Below are 24,603 nucleotides of genomic sequence, written 5' to 3'. Positions count from 1 at the left end.
TCTGACACGAATTTCAGGCCAGTTCCGTTTTTTACAATCCCTATTCTTTTGTGTCAGGTAAATTAACATCAAGCAAAGAGAATGGGGAGGCACACAAAGATGAAGAGACTAAAAGGTTCGCTCGCGAAAAAATCAGCCGTACTTGGCACGGCATTAACGGTTGCATTAGGCAGCGGTGCAATTGCTCCGTTATCGGCACCAACGGTATCGGCGCATGGAGGCACCGAAGAATTTGTCCCGCTTCGCACCACACTGGAGGAGTTTGGGGCGACGGTCAAATGGGACGGCTTTGCGGGCACCATTGCCATTACGAAGAACAGCACCCTGGTCAAAGTAAAGCCAAATTCGAATATCGCCTTGGTGAACGGCCAGCGTCTGGAGATGGAAGCGCCGGTTATTATGAAGAAGAACATGGCTTACGTGTCCCATCATTTTATTAGCGAGGTGTTCCAATCCGGTCTTGACCAGACGTTCCAGGTCGAGAAAAAGGCGAATCCGCTTAATCCGCTCACCTCCGACGAGATTGCAGCAGCCGTGAATATTCTGAAGGCGGAAGGGAAATTCGGAGACAACTACCGCTTTACCGAAATTACGCTGAAAGCACCGCCGAAGGATCAGGTATGGAAGTTTGCGCTTAACGGTACCGATGTATCGGCTCACCGCTCGGCTGCTGTTGTTATTTTGGACGGCAAGCATGTCATTGAGGGAACCGTTGATCTGGTAACCAAAAAAGTAACCGCGTGGCAGCCGATTGAAGGCGCTCATGGCATGGTTCTGATCGATGATTTCGGCACGGTCCAGTCGGCCATCGAGCAAAGCCCGGAATATGCGGCTGCTCTGAAGAAACGCGGCATTAATGACGTGAAGCAGGTGGTCTCCACTCCGCTGACGGTTGGTTATTTCGACGGCAAGGACGAGCTGCAGCAGGACAAACGCCTGCTTAAGGTAGTCGCTTATCTTAACACGGGGGACGGCAACTATTGGGCGCATCCGATCGAGAATCTGGTAGCGGTGGTTGACCTGGAACAGAAGAAGGTTATTAAGATTGAGGACGCCGGCGTTGTGCCGATTCCGATGAAGGCCACTCCGTATGACGGCAGCAATATGACGGCCGCAGCGCCGTCGAAGCCCCTTGAGATTACGGAGCCGGAAGGCAAGAACTATACCATTACGGGAAATACGATTCATTGGCAGAACTGGGACTTCCATCTTCGTCTGGATTCCCGCGTAGGCCCAATTCTCTCGACGGTAACGTATAACGACAAAGGCACTAAGCGCAAGATTATGTACGAAGGCTCGCTTGGCGGCATGATCGTGCCGTATGGCGATCCGGATGTCGGCTGGTATTTCAAGGCTTATCTCGATTCCGGCGAATATGGCATGGGGACATTGACCTCTACGCTTGCCCGGGGCAAGGATGTACCGGATAATGCCGTCCTCCTGGACGCGACAATTGCGGATTACACGGGCGCGGCGACGAATATTCCGAACGCGATGGCGATCTTCGAGCGTTATGCGGGTCCGGAATACAAGCATCAGGAGATGGGACAGGATAACGTCAGCGCCGAGAGACGCGAGCTTGTCGTCCGCTGGATCAGCACCGTTGGCAACTACGATTATATTTTCGACTGGGTGTTCGCGCAAAACGGCACGATCGGCATTAACGCCGGAGCAACCGGGATTGAGGCAGTTAAAGGCGTAGAATCCAGCACGATGCATGACGATACGGCAGCTGAAGATACAAAGTACGGCACGCTGATTGACCACAATATCGTGGGGACGACGCATCAGCATATTTACAACTTCCGTTTGGATATGGATGTGGACGGGGAGCAGAACTCTCTAATGGAGGTTAACCCGGTTGTGGCGGACAACACTGCCGGCGGTCCCCGCGAGAGCACCATGCAGACCGAGACGCGCATTGTCGGGACGGAGCAGGAGGCGGCTCAGAAGTTTGACGCGTCAACCATACGTCTGGTCACCAACACGAATAAAGAGAATAAAGTAGGCAACCCGGTCTCCTATCAAATCATCCCGTATGCCGGAGGTACGCATCCCATTGCCAAAGGGGCGAACTTCAGCAAAGACGAATGGCTGTTCAACCGCGTTAACTTTATGGATAAGCAGCTGTGGGTAACGCGCTACTACGAGAATGAGCGTTATCCGGAAGGCAAGTATCCGAACCGCGCGAAGACGGATACGGGGCTCGGATTGTTCACGTCGGATAATGAACCCATCGTGAATACAGACAACGTAGTCTGGATGACGACCGGTACCACCCATGTAGCGCGTGCGGAAGAATGGCCAATCATGCCAACCGAATGGGTGTATACAATGCTGAAGCCATGGAACTTCTTCGATCAGACGCCAACGCTAGATTTGAACGGTAAAAAGTAATACAGCAGTGCAGGAGTCTCGCCGAGGCTCCTGTTTTTTCGGGTTGTTTCCTATTAGACAGTCGAGATATAATGTCAAAAATAGCTGAAGCGATAAGACAGAGGAAGAGGAGATCATATGGAAAGGACGATTGTCCAGGTAGCGCATGACAACGCAGATTTGCGTGAATTAATCCGGAGGTTAGACGAGGATCTGGCTCAGCGGTATTCCAATCCCGATGAAGTGTTTACCGTAGACTTTACGGATCCGAAAGTGATAGAAATGATCTTTATCGTCGCTTATATCGACGGAGTTCCGGCCGGCTGCGGCGGCATTCGTCCCCACGGCCGTGAATTTGTAGAGTTGAAACGGTTCTATGTAGACCCAGCATACCGAAGACATGGAATTGCTGCCGGTATGCTAAGTGAGCTGGAAGACCGGGCGACGGGAGCGGGCTTTTCGCTTATCCGTTTGGAAGCGGGGGCTCCTCAGCCTGAAGCTCTTGCTTTCTATAGGAAGCATAACTATTACGCAATTGAACGCTTCGGCGAGTATGCGGATTGTGAATCCAGCCTCTGTTATGAGAAGCGGCTGTAACGATAGAAGGGCCGGCACCTCTTGCGGGAGGGCTGGCCCTTCTATCGTTTATGCTAGAGAGAGCTGACGGATAACCTCGTATTCCGTACGGTCGACTTCCTTGAAACCCAAGGAAGCATATAAACGTGCAGCCCGATCATTATTGGGGCGATGTCCTAATAGGATAACCTTGCAGCCATGCTGCTCTCGAATATGCTCCACAACAGCCAGCATGCCGAAACGTCCGTACCCTTTGCCTTGCTGACGATGGTCGATCATAAAGGCCATAATCCAGTAGTTTCCGTCCTCGGGATCGATGGCATAGACAGCAAATCCCACAATCTCTTCGCCGGCATATAAGGCGCAGGCATTCATTTCGCAATAAGCAGCCTCGGCCAGCCAGAATACGGCAGGTGCGGGGAACAGCTTTTTCTGCTCCTCTGCTGCTTCAAGGAGCGTGCAGGCATACCAATTGTCAGCGTTTATGTTTTTCAGCGTGATCAATGCTTTATAGCCACCTCCTCTATCATCATCTCTCTTAAAGAGATCGCGGGCAAGGGAAGAGACGGGTATAATTATTTTGGGCTGCTAGTAACAACTGAAGTTAAATTAGTAATCTTGAGGTGTAATGATGACATTAGAGCTTAACGAACAAGATAAAATGATTCGCGCTGCGGAACAGTTCAGCCGATCGGTGCTGGAGAAGGACGCAAGCGGCCATGACTGGTGGCATATCCATAGGGTTGTGCAAATGGCAAGGCGCATAGCACGGGAAGAAGGAGCGGACTCCTTCATCTGTACGATTGCGGCGCTGCTGCATGATGTAGCCGACGAGAAGCTGAATCCTTCGAAGGAAGCCGGACTGCACAAGGTTCTTTCGTGGCTTGAAGAGCATTTGCCAAATGAAGAGCAACGGGCTCATGTCATGGACATCATCTCGAACATGTCCTATAACGCCGGGAAAAACCCGCCGATGCGCACGCTGGAAGGGAAGATTGTTCAGGATGCCGACCGGCTCGACGCGATTGGCGCTATCTCCATTGCCAGAGCGTTTGTATATGCCGGCTGGAAGGGTACCCCGATTCACGACCCGGCTATTCCGCCCCGCAGCGAGATGACCGCCGAAGAATACCGGAACGGGAAAAGCACGGCGATTAATCATTTTCACGAGAAGCTGCTGAAGCTGAAAGAACTGGTCAATACAGACGCAGCCAAGCGGATAGCCGAGGAGCGCCATCGCTATATGGAGCAGTATGTCGAGCAGTTTTACGAGGAATGGGAAGGGAATCGTTAGAGTTTAATAAATCACCGCAACTGCTTGGGGGATGCCTACAACAGACAAAATCAGACTCTTCGGAGTTTTATTTTGTCTGTTTTATTTGGTTCCATTCGCTTAAGTGCGGGACATGGTTCAGGCTTTGCGGCTCATCGTCCAGCCATGCCATGAATTCGAGCTCATTGCCGTCATGGTCGTTGAAATAGACGCTTGCCGCGGGCATCCAAGCATGGACGAACGGTTCCGACGCATCCTTGCCAAAGCCCGGAAGCGGGTAGATTCCCCTCTCTATCAGCCAGTCCGAAGCCTTCATCAGCTGCTCAAGCTGAACGCCAAAGGCAAAGTGGCGGGGCTGCAGCTTCTGCCCTTTAGGCACTTCTTTTAAGGCAAGCAGGTCTCTGCGCTCTCCTGCATAGAAAAATGCCGACCGCCGCTCGGGCTTATGCAGGGCAAGCGTCAGCCCCAGCTTCCTATAGAACGTAATGGAACGGTCCAGGTCCGTTACTTGCAGGTGGGTTTCGAAGATGGAATCAATCATATCGGTAAGCTCCTTTTGTATATGCCGGTTGTCTTGTTGTAACTTATCACGTCCAGGATATGACATTTGTCATCCGCAAGAGATTACGTTCATGCGTAGGAGCGCGCATCCCGAAAAGGTAAGATGAGGATGTAAGCAAGACAACGACCTGAGATGAACAACATGACAAATTATAGATAGCGGGAGTGACGCTGACAATGAGTTATGCAATCGAACTTAACAATGTCTCAAAGATCTACCAGGGCAAAAAAGCCGTAGACAATCTAACGCTGAGGGTGGAAAAAGGAACGGTTATCGCGCTGCTCGGGCCAAACGGCGCCGGCAAGACAACGACCATTTCCATGATTCTGGGGCTAAAGCTGCCGACGAGCGGAACGATTAAGCTGCTGGGCGGAAATCCGAAGGATATTAAGGTCCGCAACCGGATCGGCGCGATGCTGCAGGATGTCAGCGTCATTGATAACTTGAAGGTAGCGGAGACAATCGAGCTGTTCCGCAACTATTACAGCAACCCGCTTTCCCTGCAGGAGCTGCTTCGCATCTCCGGCCTCGAGAAGGAAAAAGACAAAATGGCCGCTTCGCTGTCCGGCGGACAGCAGCGCCGATTGGGCTTTGCGCTCGCGGCGGCCGGCGATCCGGAAATTATTTTCCTCGATGAGCCGACGGTTGGCATGGACGTCACTTCCCGCCAAATGTTCTGGGATACGATCCGTTCGATGGCGGACAAAGGACGCACGGTTGTCCTGACGACGCACTACCTGGAAGAAGCGGATAGTCTCGCCGACCGCATTGTCGTTATTAATCAAGGCAAGGTCGTTGCGGACGGCTCGCCAAGCCAGATTAAAGCGGAGACAACGGGCCGCGTCATTTCATTTACGGCGGGTACTGCCGTAACGCCGGAGCAGCTGCAGGAGCTTCCGGGCGTTATCGACATGGAATGGAACGGCAGACGAGTGAAGCTTCATAGCCGGGATACGGACCGCTTGATTGTGATGTTGATCGAACAGCGCATCGACATGAAAGATATTGAAATCCAAAGTGGCGGCCTTGAAGATGCGTTCCAGGCAATCGTCCACTCCACGAACTAAAGGGGGATCTATTCTAATGAGTCAATCTACAAGTATGAAAGCAACGCTGGCGCAATGCAAGGCAGAGCTGCTGCGTACGGTGCGCAACCGCCGATTCGTTATTTTCTCGTTTATTATGCCGGTCGTGTTCTACTTTATCTTCACCAATACCGTAGGCGATAATGTGCAAGTTGGCAATGTGGATTGGAAAGCCTATTACCTGATGTCGATGACGGTGTACGGCGTGGTAGGAGCGAGTCTTACTTCCTATGCGCAACGGCTGTCGAGAGAGCGGAGTCAAGGCTGGTTGTCCATGCTGAAAATCACGCCTTTGCCGTCCTGGTCGTATGTATTATCCAAGGTTCTGTCGCAAGCGGTTATTAACCTGGCCATTATCGTTGTCATGTTCCTGGTTGGCGGCATTTTCAAAGACGTGAATTTAAGCGTATCGACCTGGATTACATGCGGCTTGTTTATTTTCGTCGGCGGCTTCTCGTTTATGGGTCTTGGCACGCTGATCGGTTCGATCAAAAACGCGGATTTTGTCCAAGTGCTTTCCATGATATGCTATATGGGTCTGTCCATTCTGGGCGGGTTGTGGTTCCCGACGGATACGATGTCGAGCACCATGAAGACCATTGCGCATCTTACGCCAACCTATCGCCTTGGCCAAGGGGCTTGGGACGCGGTTGCCGGAGTGTCCATGAACTGGACCGGCGTAGGAATTCTGGCAGCTTATGTCGTCGTATTCCTCGCGATTTCGTCTTATATCATGAAAAAACAGGAAGCGGTGTAATGCAAAAGAAATTGCATGCTTTGCGTCGGTTTATAATGAAGCGGCCCCCGGAGGGGGGGCCGCCCATTTTCTTTATGCTGCTGTGGCTTGTCTATATTTTATTTCCGATCACCGCACTGTCCGAACGTCCGGCTGAGGAGCAATGGTTGGGCTTCCCTCTTATTTTATTGTTTATTGTCAGCTATATCGCAGGTCATATGAGCAAATACTTACGCATCTGGGCCGTGTTTGTTCATTTGCTCATTATTGCTTATTTCAGCTGGCGTTATAATGAGAATTTTATTTATATGGGCTTTTTTACCGCATCATTAATTGGTATGCTGCCCAACCTGCGGCAGATTGGCTTTGCCCTGTCCGGTGAGCTGCTGCTATTCGGCTTTGAGGTCTGGCATTACGAAGCTATGAACCATATGGAAGCCTTGCTTGAGTTATTGCCTGCTATCGTTGCGATACTGCTTGTGCCTTTCGTTATGTTTATCGGCAGACGTTCCAAGCTGCTCCGCGCACAGCTCGAGCTGGCTAATGATGAGATTTCGCGGCTGTCCAAGCAGGAAGAGCGTCAGCGGATATCCAGAGAGCTGCATGATACGCTGGGTCATACCCTAACGATGATTACGCTAAAGAGCGAATTGGCGGAAAAGCTTATTGCCAATCATCCGGACCGGGCAAGACAGGAAATCCGGGATGTGCAGCTTACTTCCCGCGCGGCGCTGAAGCAGGTGCGCGAGCTGGTGTCGGGCATGAATGCGGTGACGCTGCAGGATGAATTGTCCAATGCCAAACGGATATTGGCGGCGGCTTTTATTACGATAAAGGTACAGGGCGATCCCGCTTCCGCTTCATTAAGCCCGCTTATCGATAATATGCTTGGCATGTGCCTGCGTGAGGCGGTGACGAATGTCGTCAAGCATAGCGAGGCCCGCCAATGCGTGATTGAATGGGCGATGACGCCCGACCAATATAGACTGGCTATCCGGGATAACGGGATCGGCTGCGACAAGACGGACAAAGGGCCGGCCCATAACGGGCTGAGAGGCATGCAGGAGAGGCTCAATCTGGTGGACGGCAAGCTGGGTTTCGAAGCATCCAAAGGAGCCGGCACCTGCTTGACGATAATCGTGCCTAGAGTACGCTCGTCATCGAAGAAAGGAGACAGCTAAATGAGAGTGCTTTTAGCCGAAGATCAAGGCATGCTGCGCGGTGCGCTAAGCGCCCTGCTGGATCTGGAGGAGGATATTGAAGTAGTCGGACAAGCGGAGGACGGCGAGCAGGCGCTCGAGATGATTCGCAGCCTGAAGCCGGACATCTGCGTGATGGATATAGAGATGCCGAAGATGACCGGCCTTGACGTAGCGGAGCGCCTTCGCGCCGATAAGCATCCTTGCCTGGTCGTCATCCTCACCACCTTCTCGCGGTCAGGGTATTTCCAGCGGGCGATGAAGGCAGGGGTGAAAGGCTTCCTCCTGAAGGATTCCCCGATCGATGAGCTGTCCGCTGCGCTCCGCAACGTACACGCCGGGAAGCGGGCGGTGAGCCCGGAGCTTGCTTTATCGTTCTGGGAGGCGGAGAATCCGCTTACGGAGCGGGAGAGGGAAGTGCTACGCATGGCGCGGGAGGGGCTGCCTGCCGGCGAGATTGCTTTGAAGCTGTTCCTGTCCGCCGGAACGGTACGCAACTACCTGTCCGAGGCGATTCAGAAGCTGGATGCGAAGAACCGGATTGACGCGATAGGGATTGCGGAGAAGAATGGCTGGCTGGACTAGAAGCGCTGGCCGAGACATAAAAAGAGACTCAGCTTAGTCGTTGGGTCTCTTTCTTTATTCTCTAACGCGCCCGTTTTATTAGGAACGCATTGTCCGCTTTATTAAATCCGATCTGCGGGTAATAGTCCATTGCGGAAGGCGCGGAGAGCAGCAGAAGCGCAACCTCTTCTCCGATATGCTCGCGAAGCCGGTTAACCAGCTCGGTACCGATGCCAAGACGCTGATGGGTCTTGCTTACGGCCAGATCGGACAGGTAACAGCAATAGGAGAAGTCGGTTACGGCTCTCGCGATGCCTACCAGCACGTCGCCATCCCAGGCGGTAAGCGTCAAATCGGCATTGTCGATCATTTTCTGAATGCGGGCAAGATCGTCTACGGGACGTTTGATACCGGAGCTGCGGAACACTTGGGCAACCTGTACGGCTGTTATGGGCGCGTCAATACGGTATTCAACTGGCATAGCTGCTTCACCTCACGACATTTTTTATAAGCCTATTATAGAAAAATATAGGGAACCGCTCATGATGTCAATAACGGTTTTCTCGTACTTCAGCCTCTATAAGCTCATTGACCAGCCCCAAGCAACTTCGAGAGCGAGCACCTCCGGGGCAGCTGGCGCAAGTGAACGGCTTGTCCAAGGATGAGCTTGTTGAAGCGGCTTAAGTCTCAGCTATAGAAAAGCCGCGGGTTACGGCACCATAAGGTGCATAACCTGCGGTTTTTTGCGCTGTAGAAGGACGCTTGTTATGATAAAATAATAGTAAATAATGGATAATAACCCAACAGGGGGCGTGAAGATGGTATTTGCTCCAAAAAGAGACTTATGGCTGTCTATATTGATCTGGCTTTGCGTCGGCGTGCTGGTATTCTCCGCTATATCGCCGTTCGTAATCGGCGGCGCCGAAATCATCGAAACGATCATCGTTCTCGCCATTTGCGTGCCTTGTGCCGCATTTATGTTATGGATATGGCTTGACGTATCCTACGAGTTGCGAGAGACGGATCTGTACATTCGAATGGGACCATCCCGCAAATCCGTACCGCTTGAGAGCATCCGGAAGGTGAACCCCGTCCGCTCCCTTATTGCCAGCACGGCAACGTCGATTGACAGACTGGAAATCCATTATAAAGCCTACGATATGATCTATATATCCCCGCTTCATCAAGAGGCCTTTCTCGCTGAGCTTCGGCGAAGATGCCCGCAGCTTAAGCTTTAATAAATTCGCCCATAGAAGGAGAAGCCCAAATGAAGGGGCTTTCTTTTTTTTAGTAATCTTGTGTATAGTAATGGCTAGATATTAGGGGCGGGGGGTGCTCGAATTGTTCCAGTTCAGTCGGATGAACACATTGCGGAATCAGATCTTCCTGGGGTTTATGCTGGTCATGCTGCTGGTACTGGCATCCGTAGGCTTTTTCACATACGGGCAAGTCTCGGAGCTGCTGCGCAATAATGCCGAGAAGCATATCCAGCAGACGGCGGTGCAGGCGACCGGCAAGATGGATGTTCTGCTGCATCAAATGGATACGTTTACAATGCAGTTAGCCACCAATGCCTCGATCCAAAGCTTGATGGCCAAGGAAGCCGGGGGAACGATGCTGACGTTCGAGGAGCGTCAGGTGCTGCAGCATGAAATCCGGAAGCAGCAGGCGTACGTCAGCGGAGTGCAGTCCATCGAGCTGTATTCCAACGGGTTTCGGGTGCTGTTCCCGCTGACGGATGTCAGCTTGTACAACAAGGTCCCAAACGAGTGGATCCGTCAGGCGGATCGTGCAGCCGGGCAGCTTGTCTGGTACGGCATTGACCCGAAAAACAAAAATCAGATTACCGCGATCCGCCGCGTCCGCCTGATTGACCAATCCTTTTCGAATGCCGGGTATTTATTGGTCCGAATTGATAAAAAATATTTTGAGCTAATCGATGCGAATACATCCTCGGAGGGGAAGGAGGAGATGGGGCTGATTGACGGCGCCGGCCAGATTATTGCGGCTAACTTCTCCTCCGCCATTCCGCAGGAGGTTCTGCAGCAGACAAACCGCAAGACCATCATGATGAACGGCAAATTGTACATTCCGGTGCAAAAGCAATTGGAAGCGGCGGCGGGCTGGAAGGTCCTTATTCTGACGCCGGCTACGTACGCCATGGAGGGAGTCTCGGTGCTGCGCACAGCCATTGAGGTTTCGGTCATCATCGGCGGCTTGTTGTTTGTCATTCTCACCTTTATCCTGTCGACCATGATTACGAGCCCGATTCTTAATCTGATAAAGGCAATGAGAGGAGCCAAGTACGGCTCGCTGAAGCCGATTCCCGTTCGTTCGTCCACCTTGGAGATCAATGAGCTGAACAATACGTACAACCAGATGGTCGCGTATTTGAATGAGCTGATCGAAGTTGTTTACGAGAAGGAGATCATTCAAAGCCGGACGGAGCTGAAGGCGCTGCAGGCGCAGATCAATCCGCATTTCTTGTTCAATACGCTGGAGGCGTTATATTGGGCGCTCGAGGACAAGGACGAAGAAGAGCTGTCGCAGGTCGTTGTTGCCATGTCGGGCCTCTTCCGTTATGTCATCAACCGTGCGGATGATGACGAGTGGGTGACGGTTGCCGACGAGCTGGAGCATGCGGAGCGCTATCTGCAGATCATGGAAATGCGCCTGATTGACCGGCTAACCTGGCGGATTGAAGGCTGTGACAGCCACCGCGGCGTTCCCATTCCGAAGCTGCTGATCCAGCCGCTCGTTGAGAATGCCATCTCTCATGGCGTAGAGCAGCGGATTGGACAAGGATCGGTTGTGATTCGTATCGAGGATTCTGAGCGGCCGGGACATATTCGAATCTCCGTGTCGGATAACGGTCCGGGCATGAGCTTTGACAAGGTCCAATCGCTGTATGCGGCAATGAAGCAGGGGCATGTGCACGATGCGAAGGGCACGGGGGTAGGCATTTCGAATGTGGACCGGAGGCTAAGGCTTTATTACGGGGATGAGCCGGAAGGCTTGCAGATTCAGAGCGAGCAGGGGACAGGCACGAAGATGTCCTTTGAAATACCGATTGAGCATGGGGGGAAGAGAGCATGAAGACGATTCTGATCGTAGACGATGAGCCAAGAACAAGGGATGGCGTACGCAAAGTACTGGAAGCCTGGTCGGCCGGACGTTACCGCATTACAACGCAATCGAGCGCGGTTGAGGCACTGGAGTGGCTGGATGGGAACGAGGCGAATCTGGTTATTACCGATATCCGAATGCCTGAGATTAACGGGCTGGAGCTGGTAGAGAAGCTGAGGGGAAGGCAGCATCCGCCGGTTGTAATCGTAATCTCCGGCCATCCCCAATTCGATTACGCCCATAAGGCTTTGCAGTTTGGCGTTATTGAATATTTGCTTAAGCCGCTGGACAAGAAGAAGCTGGTGGGAGCGGTCGAGCTTGCCTTCCGGAAGGAGGAAGAATTGAACCGCATCGAGCGTATGGAACGCCTCGTAGATACAAAGCTGCTGGAGACCTCCGAGCAGGAGACGCAATATGGCGCGCCAGTGAAAGAAGCTATTCAATACGTGGACGAGCATCTGGATGAGCCCGTAACGATGAGGGATGTGGCCGATTATTTGCACATGAACGCAAGCTATTTCAGCGTGCTGTTCAAGGAACAGACGGGACTGACCTTCAGCGATTATCTAACGAGGCGCCGGGTGCAGAGAGCCAAGGAGCTCCTCACGAGCACGCGTCTGTCGATCAATGAAATTGCCGAGAAAGCGGGCTACCAGACGGCCAAATATTTCGTGAAAGTGTTCCGTTCGCATGAAGGAGTAAGTCCCGGACAATACCGGAAGGGCGTTGCGCATGCTGAGGAGACCATCCAATAAAAGTAGTATTTTTCCCAACTCATATGACCTTATGCTGCTGTGAAAGCGCTGTTACAATTTATTTAGCAACACAAACACATCAGTCAAAAAGGGGTTGTAAACGTGTTCAAACAAACGAAATGGATGACAATGGCACTTATTCTCTGTCTGACCGTTGTAACAGCAGCATGCGGCAATAACAGCAATGGCGGCAGCAGCACAAATAGCGGCAACACAGCTTCTAACGGGGGCTCGTCTGAAAGCGGTTCCGATAAGAAGGTAACGATTAACTTCATGCATCTGTGGCCGGAAGGCGTATCCGCGGGCCAGAACAAAATCGTTAACCAAATCATTAACGATTACCAAAAGGAACATCCTAACGTGACGGTTAAGCAAGAGGTGCTGGATAACGAGCAGTACAAAAACAAATTGAAAGTCCTCTCCGCATCCAATCAACTCCCTGATGTAGGGGTGACTTGGGCGGCAGGCTTCCTGAAGCCTTACGTAGACGGCAAATTGTTCACGCCGGTTGACGATCTACTGAGCGGCGAGCTGAACGGCAAATTCGTAGCAGGTACAACCGAAGCTTACGCAATCGACAACAAAACCTATGCGCTTCCGCTGGAGTTCAACATCGCTCCAATCTACTACAACAAAGAGATTTTCAAAAAATACAATCTCGAAATTCCAACAACGTATGAGCAATTCAAGCAAGTTGTGAAAACGCTGTCCGATAACGGCGTAGCTCCAATCGCGCTGGGCAACAAAGACCGCTGGACGGGTTCCCTGTGGTACATGTACCTGGCTGACCGCATTGCCGGTCAGGAGACAGTGGCCAATGCGATCAAAGGCACGGCGAAATTCACGGACCCGGGCTTGCAGCAAGCTGCTTCCGAAGTACAATCGCTTGTTGACGCTAACGCATTCGTGAAGGGCTTTAACGGTCTGTCGAACGAAGAAGCAAAATCCGAATTCCTGAACGGCAATGCCGCCATGTACCTGATGGGTACTTGGGAGCTGCCTAACTTCACGACAAACGAAGATATTCCGCAATCGTTCCGCGACAGCGTCGGATTCTTCAAATTCCCGACGGTTGACGGCGGCAAAGGCAACGCGGACAGCTGGGTTGGCGGTCCTGGCGTAGGCTTGTTCGTATCGGAGAACTCGAAAGTAAAAGAAGAAGCAAAAGCATTCGTTCAATACTTCGTAACGAAGTGGGGCGAGCAATCCGTAACGGGCGCAGGCGTTATCCCGGCTACAAAGATCGATACGGCTTCGATCCAGCTGCCACAGCTGTACATCGACCTGTTCAACGAACTGAACAAAGCCAGCAGCATTACCTTGTTCGCAGACGTTCAATTGCCGGCTAACGCGGCGGAGACTCATCTGAACATGATCCAATCGCTCTTTGGCAAAGCCGTTAAACCTGAGAAATTTGCGGCTGAGCAAGACGCGGCAATTGCGAAAGGCAACTAAGTCAGACATCTAAATAAAGAGAGGCCTATCCGGCCAGGTGCAAGCGCCGGATAGGCTGCTCTCCTTATTTAACAGAGAAAGGAGTCGGCCACATTGGATAAGGTGCTGTCGAACAAGAAAGTTATTGCTTTATACGTCCTGCCTTCCTTGCTGCTGATTCTGGCCGTTGTCTACATTCCCATCGTCCTGACGGGTTATTACGGGATGAACGAGTGGAACGGGATTGGCGCGATGAAGTGGGTGGGCCTCGACAATTACGCAACACTCGTGAAGGATCAGGATTTCTGGAAAAGCGCGGGGCATTCGCTCTTGCTCGCCGTATTTTCCATGGTCAGCCTTATTATCTATCTCGTTGTAGCAATGGTACTCGCGGCAAAGCTTAAAGGAGCAAATCTGTTCCGCAAAATTTACTTAATCCCGATGCTGCTGTCCTCGGTAGCAATCGCTCAGCTATGGCTCAAAATCTATCATCCTACCAACGGTATTATGAATAGCTTGCTGGAATCCCTTGGCGTTGCAAATCCTCCCGCCTGGCTTGCAGAAACGGATCTTGTTCTGTTCGCATTGTTTATTCCGATTCTGTGGCAGTATGCGGGCTTCTATATTCTGATCTACTATGCGGCACTGAAGAACATCCCGGCTTCGCTTGAAGAAGCCGCTAAGATTGACGGGGCGAACTCGTTCCAGATTGCCTGGAAAATCAAATTCCCGCTCGTGATGGAAGTGGTCAAAGTAACGATTGTCCTTGCGGTGGTTGGTTCCCTGAAATACTTCGACCTGATCTATGTCATGACGGACGGCGGACCTAACGGCTCCAGTGAAGTGATGGCGTCGTATATGTACCATAAAGCGTTCAAAGCGTATGACTTTGGCTACGGCAGCGCCATTGGCTTCTTCCTGCTCCTTATCTGTCTTATCGCAACATGGATCATCCGCAAAGCAACGGCAAGCAAAGACACGATTCAATATTCATAATCCTTTAAGTTAGTGCTTACGAAGTAAGAATCATCACAAATAGTCATTGAAATGACTATTCAGGAGGGTACGCTTCATGTCATCTACAACTGTTGTGAAACTGGGCGGCGAAGCGAAATCCGGTTCGAGAATAGGAATGAAGGTCGGCTATGCTGCACTGTACATTGTTCTCATCGCCGTTGCGGTATTCCAGGTATACCCGCTCATCTGGCTCTTGTTCTTTTCGCTGAAAAACAACCAGGAAGTCTTTAATCTATCGCCATTTGCTTTGCCATCACCTCCGCACTGGGAGAACTACGGCAAAGTGTGGAACGCGGGCAATATCGATACGTATTTCCTGAACAGCGCATGGATTACGTTGGCTGCAACAGCGGCAACGATTGTGCTCGGCAGCCTGGTAACGTTCGCGATAACCCGCATGAAATGGAAGCTAAGCTCGCTTGTCCTTGGCCTCTTTATGGTCGCGATGATGATCCCGGTCCATTCGACGCTGATTCCGTTGTTCAGCATGTTCAACAAAGTGCATTTGATCGATAATCCGTTGTCTCTCATTCTGGCGTATGTGGCATTCAACATGCCAATCACCATCATGATTCTGCTAGGCTTCTACTATGCGCTTCCGAAAGAAGTGGAAGAGGCGGCCGTAATCGACGGCGCGGGCATTCATACCGTATTCTTCCGGATCGTGTTCCCGATGACGAGTTCGGTACTCGCGACAACGGGCATCATTAACATGATCTATAACTGGAATGAGTTTATTTTCGTCAACACGTTCATCAGCTCGGATAAATTCAAAACGCTGACTGTTGGCGTTCAGAATTTTATCGGCCAATACACCACGGATTGGGGCGCGATCGGCGCTACGCTGATGATTAGCATCCTGCCGATCCTCATTACTTTCCTGTTCCTCAGCGACCGGATCGTTGAAGGGATTGCGGCCGGCTCGGTAAAAGGTTAATGAAAAACATTCGAAAGGGGCTGTCCCTCGTCATGGCTAATGACGATGGGACAGCCTCTTTTCATTCTCGCCTTACGTTGGATTTACTCCAATGAAATAAGAATGGAAGGAAGATTCTCGAGGCTGCCGTTTTGCTGTATAAAATCCATTGCTTATAGGCAGGATGATTCGGCAGGTTATTGAATAGTATTATACAAGTCTCGTACACGACCAGGGGAGGTATTGGCCAATGGAGCTTCAGCCATTCAAGCACGCCGTCAGAAACCCTTCGGGCATTAAGAACATATTCGCAATGACGGTGGCATGTTCACTCTTTCTTATTAGCGAGTTGCGGGGAAAAGAGGACAATCCGGTCCTGCGCGTCCTTGGAATCGTGGCGTTTTGCTTCTGCGTTGCCGTATTGCTGTGGTCCCTGTACCGGGCGATGAAGAGGCCGGTTGATCTTTATCTTCAGGATGATGCGATCGTGCTGAACGGACAACCGATCACGGCGGAGCAGATCGAGGTGCTTATGATCAGACGGGATTCGGTTCATCCGATTATTGGAATTAAGCCGCGCGGCACAAAAATCGTTCCGGTCCGCATGTGCTTCAGGTATGTGGACGAAGAAGAGAAGGGTATCGCGGATATCGCGGAATGGGCGAAGAAGAACAACGTGAAGGTCGACTACAGCTTCTTTTTCAGATGGATATAGGAAGGTAGAATGAGATGAAAAAACAAATAGGGGGCTTGTTTATCGTGCTTGTCCTGCTGCTCACGGCTTGTGCCGGCAAAGGGGATATTAGCGTTGATGAAGTGAGCAAAGCTCTGCAGAAGCAAGGCTTGGATGTCGAGGAGATGACGTTGGATGCGGCAAAGAAGCTTTCAACCAGTCCTGCCATTGCAATCAACGGCAAGGACCCCGTGCCATTTGAATTGTCCTTGCCTGCGGCAGATATGGCCTATCGCGAGTTTTTGCTGCTGTATGTATTCGCTTCGGAAGAAGAAAGAATCCGCATTGAAAAAGAAGACGGAACGCCTGCTCCGATTAAGATAGGCGAATTGCACGCAAATGTAATCAAAAAGAAGAATCTGATTGCCGTTTATTGGTCTCACAATAAAGATAATCCGCTCCTTATGAAGCAGGTTGAGAAGGCAATGGATAAACTGTGAGCTTTACGGAATTGACCAGTGATGTCAAAGGGAGGATGCCATGATGGCTCGCACGATGAAGGCCATGGTCTATGAAAGCTACGGTTCGCCGGAGGTTCTTCATTTGAAAGAGGTAGACGTGCCTGTACCGAAGGAGAATGAAATGCTAATCGAGGTGCATGCCGCTTCGGTGAATTCCTGGGATTGGGATTTGCTCCGAGGGAAGCCTTACATAACCCGTCTTGGCGGTCTTCGCAAGCCGCGTTACCCGATTCTTGGCGCGGATATCGCGGGGAAAGTCATAGCCGTTGGAGCCTCCGTCAAACGGTTTCGGCCAGGCGACGAGGTGTTTGGAGATCTTTCCGGCTGCAGCTGGGGCGGATTTGCGGAATATGTCTGCGCGGGCGAGCACGCCTTGACGCCAATGCCCGCAGGGCTAAGCTTCGAGCAAGCCGCGGCTATCCCTCAAGCGGCCGTTCTCGCCTTGCAGGGAATGCGCGATAAAGGGAATTTACAGGCAGGCCAACAGGTACTCATTAATGGAGCGGGCGGCGGGGTGGGTACCTTTGCTATCCAGTATGCCAAGTTGTTTGGCGCCAAGGTAACGGCTGTTGACCGTGCGGGCAAGCGGGAGATGCTGCTCACGCTTGGGGCGGATCAGGTGCTGGATTATGCGAAAGAAGATTTCACCGCAGCTAGGCGGCACTACGATCTCATCCTGGACGTCGTTGGGAACCGATCCGTCTTTGAAGTAAAGCGCGCTCTCAAGAAAGGCGGTACATATGTCATGGTTGGCGGCTTAATGCCGCGACTTCTCCAGACTTTGCTCGCCGCGCCGTTGATCCGCAGATTCGAAAATAAAAATATGACGATTCTGGTCCATAAGCCCAACCACGAGGATCAAAAGGTATGGAAGTCGCTTGTTGAAGCCGGGCAAGCTGCCCCTGTCATTGATCGGCTGTATGGATTAAACGATGCGGCGGAGGCTCTTCGGTACTTTGGGGAAGGCGAGTTCAAAGGGAAAATCGTTGTGCGCATGAAAAGCTAAAAACCCCAAGCCATATGGAAATGGCATGGGGCTTCGCTTCATAGGGCGATCGTCTCCTTCAGAGAAGGGGCGATCGTTTTTTTATCCCGTTATTTGGTGACCGTAACGGTAATCGTATCGCTGGAGGTGATGCCGGCCGCATTCGCAAGCTCGCAGCGGTATTCGTATTTGCCGGGTGCTTTGCCCGAAATAACCGATACCGCGCTTTGCGCTGCAGGAGTGGCCTCCTTGAGCGACTGCGTGTCAATGAGTACGCCGTTTTCGTACAAGCGGTATTCCGCGGCATTTGTGCCCCACCACATATTCATCGTTACTTTGTAGCTTCCGTCTTGATCCCAGTTATCTTGGGAGAGTACGGCTTTTCCCGGGGAGGCATCGGTTACCTTTACGACCAGCGTGCTGCTGACCGTTTTGCCGTAAGCATTAATCAATTCGGCTGTGTACGTATAAGTGCCGTTTGCTTTGCCTGTAATATCTGTTTTGACGGATTGAGCGGAAGGCGAAGCATCCTTCAGCTCCACGGTATCGATTAGTGCGCCATTCTCGTACAACCGGTATTCCGTTCCGTTATTGCCCCACCACAGGTTCATCGTCACGGCATAGCTTCCGTCTTGAAGACCGTTATCCCAACCGTTGTTATGGGAGAGGACCGGTGTACCGGGAACGCCCGTTGCCAGAGGTTTGCTGGTCACTTTAAACGTATAGCTTGCGCTTGCTGCATTGCCTGCTCTGTCCGTAACCGAATAGCTTACCGCATGCGTGCCCACTCCAAGCTTGGAAGCTTCAACCGAATACCCGTCAGCAATAGCGTTGCCGTCAAGCAGCAGCTGCTCCGACGCGATGCCGGAGAGCGAGTCGCTGCTTGCTAGGTCATAGACAAGCGTAGCCGTCTCTGCGACATCCGAAACTTGTCCGCCGGATTGCGTTAAGGCAGCCGCCGGAGCTGTTTTATCCAAGGCTACATTTACGGAAGCCACTTCGCTTTTGTTGCCGGCGGCATCAACCGCGTAATATGAAAAGGTATGATTGCCTTCCGTTGATACGGCAACTGGAGCCGAGTAACGGGAGAAGCTGTCGCTGTTTAATGCGTAAAAGGTGTCTACCGCACCTTCCGAATTGTCTGCCGCGGTTACGGTCACTTGAACATCCCGGTTAAACCAGCCTTCCGCATTGGGAGAAGCGGACAGTGAAGCTTCCGCTGTTGGCGGAACGTGATCGGCCGGCTGACTAACGGTAAAGTCGGAGAGGCTGCGCGGTTTGAGCTGGTACAAGTCTTTGAAAATAGCCGCTATGCCGGTGATCGTTACCTTTTGGCCCGTTGTATAAGGGAAGCTGCTTTGCGTGAGGCCGGTACGTCCGTCAACGCGGACATGAGTGATTGTTCCATTGTCGCTGACAGCATCGAATTCAAAGGAGCCTGCCGGCGTGGCCGAAATGATGTTTGTAAGGGTGACGTCTTTTAACTGCAATAGCTGGCCTTGATTCGAGCTGTTCGCTTCGGTAGCCGGGATGGGAGACGGCAACTCGGCCGTCCCCGTTTTCTCGATGGCAGCGATATCCGCAAGCTCAAGCTCCGTGTTGTAGAGCGCGGTCACCGCCGTGATTTTGACAACATCGCCTTGATGGTAACCGGCCGCGTTCTGGTAGACGTACACGCCGCCAGTGTGGTCTTGCAGGTAAAAGGTTTGCCCGCCAAAAATGCCGGGCTCCGTCGTCACTACGCCTTCAACCGTAACCTTTGAACCGACGGTTTTGGCACGGGATTCCGCGATGGTGATTGTGGCGGGGATTCCGCCTTCATCATCCGGGAGCGGCTCGGCGGGGACGTTGCCAAGAGCAACGCCTTCCGTCAGCAGGTTTGTTCCGTTCTGCCGCAGACGAAGATTGGCCGCGCCGGCAGAGCCGGCTTTCAACCGGACGGTCAAGTCCTTGTAGGCATGTCCCGCAGCATCGGCCGTAACGCTGAAGTTAGCGCTGTAGCCGTAAGCGGTCGGCCAAGTTCCGTCCGCATTTTGCACCTGCGCGATTTGGGCGCCGCCGCTCGTTAGATAGATGCCAATCTGATAATTGCTTACCGTCGAGTTAGGCGCCAAGTTGTTAAATACAACGCGAACCGGGAAAGAGATTCCGCTGTTAGGCAGCGTCGTCTGACGAACAAAGCTGTAAGCGGGATTGGAGACAACAGTCGATCCGCCATAGGAGCCGGGTTTGTAGGTAGAGCGGTCGTACCATTTGTAACCGGCATTTGGAGCGGCCCACGGTTCTGGCTGCGGCTCCGTCGATAAAGCGGGCGTCTCAAACGGAAGCAAGGCAGTTGGTTGATCCAGCTGCAAACCGTTTACTTGGCTGAAGCTAGTATAGCTTTCTTTGGTGGACAGCCAGTCGACCGTGTTTACGAGCAATGCGCCGTCGTCCACTTCTTTGAAGCCGTCATAGGTTGTTTTCTTGGCGCCCGTATCTTCGCGCAAATATTTAGGCGTTACGTCCTCAACCGGGGAAGAGTCGCCGATAAAGGCAGCTTTACCGCCGCCAAGCTTGGAAACAGCTACATAAGGGCCTTCGGCTACGCCGCCGCCGTTGTATACGCCTTGGTCAACCGCGCTTCCCCAAGCCTCGTTGGTCTGCGGCAGATATACGATGCCTTTTGCTTTCGCAGGATCAATGATGGCAAGCGTTGAGCCGGCATGCATCGCTACGGCCGATACGCCCTCCGTAATGCCAAACGCCTGGCTTGGCGCGACAACGTTTGTGGCGTTAATGTCGCCAAGGGCATTGTAACGGAAACGAATGCCGAAGTTATCCGCCAGCCAGTCGGAGCTTTGGACATTTTGCATCGCGTAGGAGCCGGCTTCTTCCGCGCTCATGCCTTGTGCCGGATTCGTCCATGCGCCGCGGCGATAGCCGTTAATGGACTCCGAGCCGTCCCAGCGGTTTTTGTCCCGGTCGGCATTGTAGTGATCGCCTATAAAAAAGATGCTGCCGCCGCCCTCTACATATTGCTCCATGGCAGCTTGTTCGGTTGTTTTAAACGGAATGTTAGGTTCCGCAATGACAAAAACGTCGTAATCTTTCAAGTCGTCATAGGTAAAGGCAGTCGACTTGCGCAGCTCTTTGACGTAGTAGCCGTTGCTTGCAAGGGCATTGCCAAAGTCCGAGAAGGCGCCGTCGATCACCCAGTCTGCGGCTCCCGCCGTTTGTGCGTGCGTGTTGTCGAACAAGACTTTTTTGCCCGCGTTCTCGTTGACGACTTTCGCATTGATGTAGGGGGCAGGATCCGTTGGTCCCTCAGCATGAGCGCTACTGCTTGTCCATTGATACTGAACGGGTACAACCAAAAGCATCATCAGCAACAACTTCAGCCATTTGTGTCTCGCTTGAAGTATTCTCTCCACAACCATTCCTCCCAGCAACTATTTATCTTTTCGGCCATATTTTACCATGACTTTCTAGCCATTTGTGATAGGGTATTGTAAAAGAGGACAATAGCCCTAGGCCTATGTCGTATTCTTATATTAAGATTCCATTCGAATGGGGATTTTGCGCGAGGAATGGGAGGGGCGAAATAATAGGCAACGAAAAAAGGAGCGGCTTGCTATCGCAGCTGCTCCTTTTTTTTGTTATTGAATCCCTTATGCATCCTTAATTGAGCCGGCCTGTCCGTCGCTCCCGCTCCCGTCTTCGCCCCGGAGCAGCTGCCGAGCGTATTCCTTCGGCGTGCAGCCGTTATACCGCTTGAACAGCTCGTAGAAATGCGCCATATTTTCAATGCCGACGCTCGCGGCGATGGAGGAGACGCTGGCGGGCTCCGCGACGAGCCTATGCGCGGCTTTGAGTATGCGCTGGCGGTTGACGTAATCGACGAACGAAACGCCAACCGCTTTTTTGAAATACTTGGAAAAGTAACTGTAATTCATCCGGGCGATCCGGCTCACTTCGTCCATGTCGATGCGTTCGTTCAAATGGCGGCTAACATAGTCGAGGACGGGACGCATGACGGTGTCGTCCACGAATTCGTAGCTCTGCAGCAGCCCGCGGCTGTCGTGGCGGAGCAGCGTCAGCAGCAAATGCTTGATATGCATGCTGGCGGCGATTTCGTATCCCTTCCGCATGCCGATCATTTCCCCGTGAATGTCCGTTAGGATACCGGCCATCTCCCGCCTTGCCGCGGTGTTCTCCAGGAATATATAGTTCAGCTCCTCGAGCGGACGGACGAGCTCCGAGAAGTGCCGGTAATACATCATCATCGCCGGGTCGAAATAACGCTGCAGATCAACGTGCAGCACGATATAGATCAGCGGCCCGTCCGACGTCTTTTGGCTGAGATGGAGCTGGGAGGAGCCGATGATGGCGACATCCCCCGCGTCAAGCGCATAGCTATGGCCGGGCGTATGGAGATTCATGGACCCATCCTGCACCAGAATGAGCTCGACCTCTTTGTGATAATGCCAGCGCCTGTTCGACGGGCCGGGCTTCGACTCGTCCGTGAACTGCCACGCTTTGATGCAGAGATGCTGGTTCTGGTAATGAATCGGCTCTTGAAATTGTTCCTGAATGCTATCCGGAACACGCGCCTGAACGTCTTTCACCGGTTGATCGCCCTCTTTGCGCCATAGTCAATTTGGATACAAAAGGCCCAAATATCGTAATTGTGGCCCGCAAACCCTCGTACTAAGATAATTTATGTGAAGTATACCATAAAAGAAGGAGAGTGTCCGAGATGAGAGTAGCGGTGGTAGGCTGCGGCGGCATGGGGCATGTGCATGCGCAAAGCTTCGCCGGAATGGCGGATGCCGAGTTAGTCGGCGTATGCGATATCGATGCGGAGCTGGCCGGCGAACTGGCCCGCAAGACGGGAACACGGGCCTTCTGCTCTTTAGCCGATATGCTGGAACAGACGGATCCGCAGGTCATCAGCATCGCGCTGCCGAGCTATTTGCACAAGCAGGCCGTGCTGGAGGCGGCGGAGGCCGGCAAGCATGTCATTTGCGAGAAACCGGTCGCGCTGTCGCTGGAGGATACCGACGAGATCATCGAGGCATGCCGCCTAAACGGCGTTCGGCTGTTCGTTGGACATGTCGTCCGGTTTTTTCCCGAATACGGGCAGGTACGCAGGCAGATTGAAGGAGGAAGCATCGGCGAACCCGGCGTCGCCCATGCGAAGCGGGTCGGCGGCCATCCCGGGAACGCGAGGGGTTGGTTCAAGGATCATGCGAAGAGCGGCGGCGTCATCGTCGACATGATGATCCATGACATCGATTTTATGCGGTGGATCTGGGGCGAGGTCAAGTCGGTCTACGCCATGAACGCCTGCACGGACGACTCGGATTACGCCTTGGTAACGCTGGAGTTCGCAAACGGGGCGGCCGCCAACCTGGAAGCGCATTGGGGCGACCCCGGTCCGTTCCGGTACGCGGCCGAAATTTCCGGCTCCGCGGGATTGATCCGGCTGGACAGCTCAGCCTCCGGCTCGCTGCACGTCCGCACCCGGGCTCAGGCCGAAAGGGAAGGGCGGTTTGCCGAAATTCCGCAAAGTCCTGGCATTATGAGCCCGTACGACCGGGAGCTGGCGCATTTTCTGGCGTGCGCGCGGGACGGCTCGGAGCCGTTAGTTACGGCGGAGGACGCGCGGGAGGCGCTGCGCATTGCGCTTGCGGCGCTGGAATCGATACAGACGGGAAAGGTCGTTTTATTATGATCGCAAGGAGGAGTAAACGGTGAAAAAACTGAAAGTAGGGCTGATCAGCTTTGCGCACGGCCATGCGAACAGCTATTTAGCGAATCTGGCCGCCATGCCGGAGGTCGAGATCGTTGGCATCGCCGACGAATCGCAGAGCCGCGTGGCCTCGATTATCGAACGCACCGGCCTGCCTTACTACGCCGATTATCGGGAGCTGCTCGCTACCGACGCCGATGCCATCGTCATCTGCTCGGAGAACGTCCATCATGCCAAGCACGCGATCGCGGCAGCCGAGGCGCGAAAGCATGTGCTGTGCGAGAAGCCGCTTGGCATCTCCGTCCGTGAAATGGAACGGATGATCGCCGCCGCCCGGGTTAACGGCGTTCAGCTGATGACCGCTTTCCCGTGCCGCTATCTGCCGGCCGTGACCGGCGCCAAAGCCGCGATCGAGCGCGGCGATATCGGCGACATCGTCGCCGTCAAAGGAACCAACCACGGGACGAATCCCGGCGGCTGGTTTACCGACAAGGCGCTGTCGGGCGGCGGAGCGCTGCTTGACCATACGGTGCATGTGATGGACCTATTGAACTGGATGATCGGCTCCGAAGTGAAGGAGGTTTACGGATATGCGGCATCGCGGTTTGGCGAAACGGAAATCGACGATGCGGGCCTCGTTCACGTGAAATTCGCCGGAGGCGCCTTCGCCGTCATCGATACGAGCTGGTCCCGGCCGAAATCGTTCCCGACCTGGGGCGACGTGACGATGGAAATCATCGGCACGAAAGGCAGCATCTCCGTCGACGGCTTCGCCCAGAAGAATGAGGTGTACAGCGATCTTGCCGGCAAGGGCAGCTGGAGCTATTGGGGCGACGACATGGATCGGCTGATGATCGAGTCGTTCGTAGGGTCGCTGCTGGAGGGCAAGCCGGTGCCGATAACCGGCGAGGACGGCTTGCGGTCCGCCGCCGTGGCGCTGGCTGCTTACGAGTCCGCGAGGCTGGGACAGCCGGTCGAGCTATAAGGCAACAGATGGGCCGATGGAACCGAGAGGCATCCATCGGCTTTTTGCCGTCTCCCAAGGCGATAATTGACGCCCGTCTTCGTTCA

At 53.0% G+C, this 24,603-nt stretch carries 23 protein-coding genes; 18 read left to right on the top strand and 5 right to left on the bottom strand.

Annotation, left to right across the window (positions count from 1 at the left end; genetic code table 11):
- Positions 1 to 99 precede the first annotated feature (99 nt).
- Positions 100 to 2,397 (top strand): primary-amine oxidase, encoded by a 2,298-nt coding sequence (gene tynA, locus M3194_RS19730; protein WP_251655800.1) that lies wholly within the window; start codon positions 100 to 102, stop codon positions 2,395 to 2,397.
- Between the two features lie 117 nt (positions 2,398 to 2,514).
- Positions 2,515 to 2,973 (top strand): GNAT family N-acetyltransferase, encoded by a 459-nt coding sequence (locus M3194_RS19725; protein WP_251655799.1) that lies wholly within the window; start codon positions 2,515 to 2,517, stop codon positions 2,971 to 2,973.
- A gap of 48 nt (positions 2,974 to 3,021) precedes the next feature.
- On the opposite strand, the gene M3194_RS19720 is transcribed toward M3194_RS19725, so the two are convergent.
- Entirely contained in the window at positions 3,022 to 3,456 is a 435-nt protein-coding gene (locus M3194_RS19720; protein WP_251655798.1) for a GNAT family N-acetyltransferase, read from the bottom strand.
- 124 nt (positions 3,457 to 3,580) lie between these two features.
- Between M3194_RS19720 and M3194_RS19715 the strand changes: the two genes are divergently transcribed.
- Positions 3,581 to 4,246, top strand: coding sequence for an HD domain-containing protein (locus tag M3194_RS19715; protein WP_397334367.1), 666 nt, complete (start codon positions 3,581 to 3,583; stop codon positions 4,244 to 4,246).
- A gap of 67 nt (positions 4,247 to 4,313) precedes the next feature.
- Here M3194_RS19715 and M3194_RS19710 read toward each other — a convergent pair whose 3' ends face one another.
- Positions 4,314 to 4,766 (bottom strand): VOC family protein, encoded by a 453-nt coding sequence (locus M3194_RS19710; protein WP_251655797.1) that lies wholly within the window; start codon positions 4,764 to 4,766, stop codon positions 4,314 to 4,316.
- 197 nt (positions 4,767 to 4,963) lie between these two features.
- On the opposite strand from M3194_RS19710, the gene M3194_RS19705 reads away from it, so the two are divergent.
- Genes M3194_RS19705 through M3194_RS19690 form a run of 4 tightly spaced genes read left to right on the top strand, consistent with a single transcriptional unit; the run spans position 4,964 to position 8,392 of the window.
- Entirely contained in the window at positions 4,964 to 5,854 is an 891-nt protein-coding gene (locus tag M3194_RS19705; RefSeq protein WP_251655796.1) for an ABC transporter ATP-binding protein, read from the top strand.
- Between the two features lie 16 nt (positions 5,855 to 5,870).
- A complete protein-coding gene (locus tag M3194_RS19700; RefSeq protein WP_251655795.1) occupies positions 5,871 to 6,629 on the top strand; it encodes an ABC transporter permease in 759 nt (252 codons plus the stop codon).
- On the top strand, positions 6,629 to 7,789 hold the full coding sequence (locus tag M3194_RS19695; protein ID WP_251655794.1) for a sensor histidine kinase: 1,161 nt from the start codon (positions 6,629 to 6,631) through the stop codon (positions 7,787 to 7,789). The genes M3194_RS19700 and M3194_RS19695 overlap by 1 nt, the downstream gene beginning before the upstream one ends.
- The gene (locus M3194_RS19690) at positions 7,790 to 8,392 is read left to right on the top strand and encodes a response regulator transcription factor (protein WP_251655793.1); all 603 of its coding nucleotides are present in this window, start codon (positions 7,790 to 7,792) and stop codon (positions 8,390 to 8,392) included. It abuts the gene before it with no gap.
- A 61-nt stretch (positions 8,393 to 8,453) separates the two neighbouring features.
- Here M3194_RS19690 and M3194_RS19685 read toward each other — a convergent pair whose 3' ends face one another.
- Positions 8,454 to 8,852 carry a GNAT family N-acetyltransferase gene (locus M3194_RS19685; RefSeq protein WP_251655792.1) on the bottom strand — a complete coding sequence of 133 codons (399 nt, stop codon included), beginning with the start codon at positions 8,850 to 8,852 and terminating at the stop codon, positions 8,454 to 8,456.
- A 337-nt stretch (positions 8,853 to 9,189) separates the two neighbouring features.
- Between M3194_RS19685 and M3194_RS19680 the strand changes: the two genes are divergently transcribed.
- From M3194_RS19680 to M3194_RS19640, 9 genes are all read left to right on the top strand, one after another.
- Positions 9,190 to 9,609, top strand: a complete 420-nt coding sequence (locus M3194_RS19680; RefSeq protein WP_251655791.1) for a PH domain-containing protein — start codon at positions 9,190 to 9,192, stop codon at positions 9,607 to 9,609.
- A 94-nt stretch (positions 9,610 to 9,703) separates the two neighbouring features.
- Entirely contained in the window at positions 9,704 to 11,467 is a 1,764-nt protein-coding gene (locus M3194_RS19675; RefSeq protein WP_397334366.1) for a sensor histidine kinase, read from the top strand.
- Positions 11,464 to 12,252, top strand: a complete 789-nt coding sequence (locus tag M3194_RS19670; RefSeq protein ID WP_251655789.1) for a response regulator — start codon at positions 11,464 to 11,466, stop codon at positions 12,250 to 12,252. Before M3194_RS19675 ends, M3194_RS19670 begins: the two co-directional genes overlap by 4 nt.
- A 123-nt stretch (positions 12,253 to 12,375) precedes the next feature.
- Positions 12,376 to 13,707, top strand: coding sequence for an extracellular solute-binding protein (locus M3194_RS19665; RefSeq protein WP_285889404.1), 1,332 nt, complete (start codon positions 12,376 to 12,378; stop codon positions 13,705 to 13,707).
- Between the two features lie 93 nt (positions 13,708 to 13,800).
- Positions 13,801 to 14,682, top strand: a complete 882-nt coding sequence (locus tag M3194_RS19660) for a carbohydrate ABC transporter permease (RefSeq protein WP_251655787.1) — start codon at positions 13,801 to 13,803, stop codon at positions 14,680 to 14,682.
- A gap of 136 nt (positions 14,683 to 14,818) precedes the next feature.
- Positions 14,819 to 15,640 (top strand): carbohydrate ABC transporter permease, encoded by an 822-nt coding sequence (locus tag M3194_RS19655; RefSeq protein ID WP_397334370.1) that lies wholly within the window; start codon positions 14,819 to 14,821, stop codon positions 15,638 to 15,640.
- Between the two features lie 229 nt (positions 15,641 to 15,869).
- Entirely contained in the window at positions 15,870 to 16,334 is a 465-nt protein-coding gene (locus tag M3194_RS19650) for a hypothetical protein (RefSeq protein WP_251655785.1), read from the top strand.
- 14 nt (positions 16,335 to 16,348) lie between these two features.
- Positions 16,349 to 16,792, top strand: coding sequence for a hypothetical protein (locus M3194_RS19645; protein WP_251655784.1), 444 nt, complete (start codon positions 16,349 to 16,351; stop codon positions 16,790 to 16,792).
- Between the two features lie 40 nt (positions 16,793 to 16,832).
- The gene (locus tag M3194_RS19640) at positions 16,833 to 17,819 is read left to right on the top strand and encodes an NAD(P)-dependent alcohol dehydrogenase (RefSeq protein WP_251655783.1); all 987 of its coding nucleotides are present in this window, start codon (positions 16,833 to 16,835) and stop codon (positions 17,817 to 17,819) included.
- Positions 17,820 to 17,908: 89 nt separating this feature from the next.
- Here the strand turns inward: M3194_RS19640 and M3194_RS19635 are convergent, their stop codons facing one another.
- Together M3194_RS19635 and M3194_RS31485 are read right to left on the bottom strand one after the other, a co-directional pair.
- Complete coding sequence (locus M3194_RS19635) at positions 17,909 to 21,217, bottom strand: OmpL47-type beta-barrel domain-containing protein (protein WP_397334365.1); 3,309 nt, start codon at positions 21,215 to 21,217, stop codon at positions 17,909 to 17,911.
- Between the two features lie 231 nt (positions 21,218 to 21,448).
- Positions 21,449 to 22,405: a helix-turn-helix domain-containing protein gene (locus M3194_RS31485; RefSeq protein ID WP_251655782.1), complete on the bottom strand. Its 957-nt coding sequence runs from the start codon at positions 22,403 to 22,405 to the stop codon at positions 21,449 to 21,451.
- A gap of 131 nt (positions 22,406 to 22,536) precedes the next feature.
- Here M3194_RS31485 and M3194_RS19625 point away from each other — a divergent pair, with 131 nt between their 5' ends.
- Both M3194_RS19625 and M3194_RS19620 read left to right on the top strand, forming a co-directional pair.
- A complete protein-coding gene (locus tag M3194_RS19625; RefSeq protein ID WP_251655781.1) occupies positions 22,537 to 23,514 on the top strand; it encodes a Gfo/Idh/MocA family protein in 978 nt (325 codons plus the stop codon).
- A 19-nt stretch (positions 23,515 to 23,533) separates the two neighbouring features.
- Positions 23,534 to 24,517 carry a Gfo/Idh/MocA family protein gene (locus tag M3194_RS19620; RefSeq protein WP_251655780.1) on the top strand — a complete coding sequence of 328 codons (984 nt, stop codon included), beginning with the start codon at positions 23,534 to 23,536 and terminating at the stop codon, positions 24,515 to 24,517.
- Positions 24,518 to 24,603: the final 86 nt, after the last annotated feature.

Source organism: Paenibacillus glycanilyticus, from assembly GCF_023715145.1.
In the GTDB taxonomy this organism is placed as follows: domain Bacteria; phylum Bacillota; class Bacilli; order Paenibacillales; family Paenibacillaceae; genus Pristimantibacillus; species Pristimantibacillus glycanilyticus_A.
Note: the sequence above shows the minus strand (reverse complement) of the source record. Positions and strands in the feature narration are given on the sequence as shown.

Bases quoted from the DNA above. Each gene is read 5' to 3' on its own strand.
- tynA (WP_251655800.1), top strand. From the start codon at position 100: ATGAAGAGACTAAAAGGTTCGCTCGCGAAAAAATCAGCCGTACTTGGC.
- M3194_RS19725 (WP_251655799.1), top strand. From the start codon at position 2,515: ATGGAAAGGACGATTGTCCAGGTAGCGCATGACAACGCAGATTTGCGT.
- M3194_RS19715 (WP_397334367.1), top strand. From the start codon at position 3,581: ATGATGACATTAGAGCTTAACGAACAAGATAAAATGATTCGCGCTGCG.
- M3194_RS19710 (WP_251655797.1), bottom strand. From the start codon at position 4,766: ATGATTGATTCCATCTTCGAAACCCACCTGCAAGTAACGGACCTGGAC.
- M3194_RS19705 (WP_251655796.1), top strand. From the start codon at position 4,964: ATGAGTTATGCAATCGAACTTAACAATGTCTCAAAGATCTACCAGGGC.
- M3194_RS19700 (WP_251655795.1), top strand. From the start codon at position 5,871: ATGAGTCAATCTACAAGTATGAAAGCAACGCTGGCGCAATGCAAGGCA.
- M3194_RS19695 (WP_251655794.1), top strand. From the start codon at position 6,629: ATGCAAAAGAAATTGCATGCTTTGCGTCGGTTTATAATGAAGCGGCCC.
- M3194_RS19690 (WP_251655793.1), top strand. From the start codon at position 7,790: ATGAGAGTGCTTTTAGCCGAAGATCAAGGCATGCTGCGCGGTGCGCTA.
- M3194_RS19685 (WP_251655792.1), bottom strand. From the start codon at position 8,852: ATGCCAGTTGAATACCGTATTGACGCGCCCATAACAGCCGTACAGGTT.
- M3194_RS19680 (WP_251655791.1), top strand. From the start codon at position 9,190: ATGGTATTTGCTCCAAAAAGAGACTTATGGCTGTCTATATTGATCTGG.
- M3194_RS19670 (WP_251655789.1), top strand. From the start codon at position 11,464: ATGAAGACGATTCTGATCGTAGACGATGAGCCAAGAACAAGGGATGGC.
- M3194_RS19665 (WP_285889404.1), top strand. From the start codon at position 12,376: ATGACAATGGCACTTATTCTCTGTCTGACCGTTGTAACAGCAGCATGC.
- M3194_RS19655 (WP_397334370.1), top strand. From the start codon at position 14,819: ATGAAGGTCGGCTATGCTGCACTGTACATTGTTCTCATCGCCGTTGCG.
- M3194_RS19650 (WP_251655785.1), top strand. From the start codon at position 15,870: ATGGAGCTTCAGCCATTCAAGCACGCCGTCAGAAACCCTTCGGGCATT.
- M3194_RS19645 (WP_251655784.1), top strand. From the start codon at position 16,349: ATGAAAAAACAAATAGGGGGCTTGTTTATCGTGCTTGTCCTGCTGCTC.
- M3194_RS19640 (WP_251655783.1), top strand. From the start codon at position 16,833: ATGATGGCTCGCACGATGAAGGCCATGGTCTATGAAAGCTACGGTTCG.
- M3194_RS19635 (WP_397334365.1), bottom strand. From the start codon at position 21,217: ATGGTTGTGGAGAGAATACTTCAAGCGAGACACAAATGGCTGAAGTTG.
- M3194_RS19625 (WP_251655781.1), top strand. From the start codon at position 22,537: ATGAGAGTAGCGGTGGTAGGCTGCGGCGGCATGGGGCATGTGCATGCG.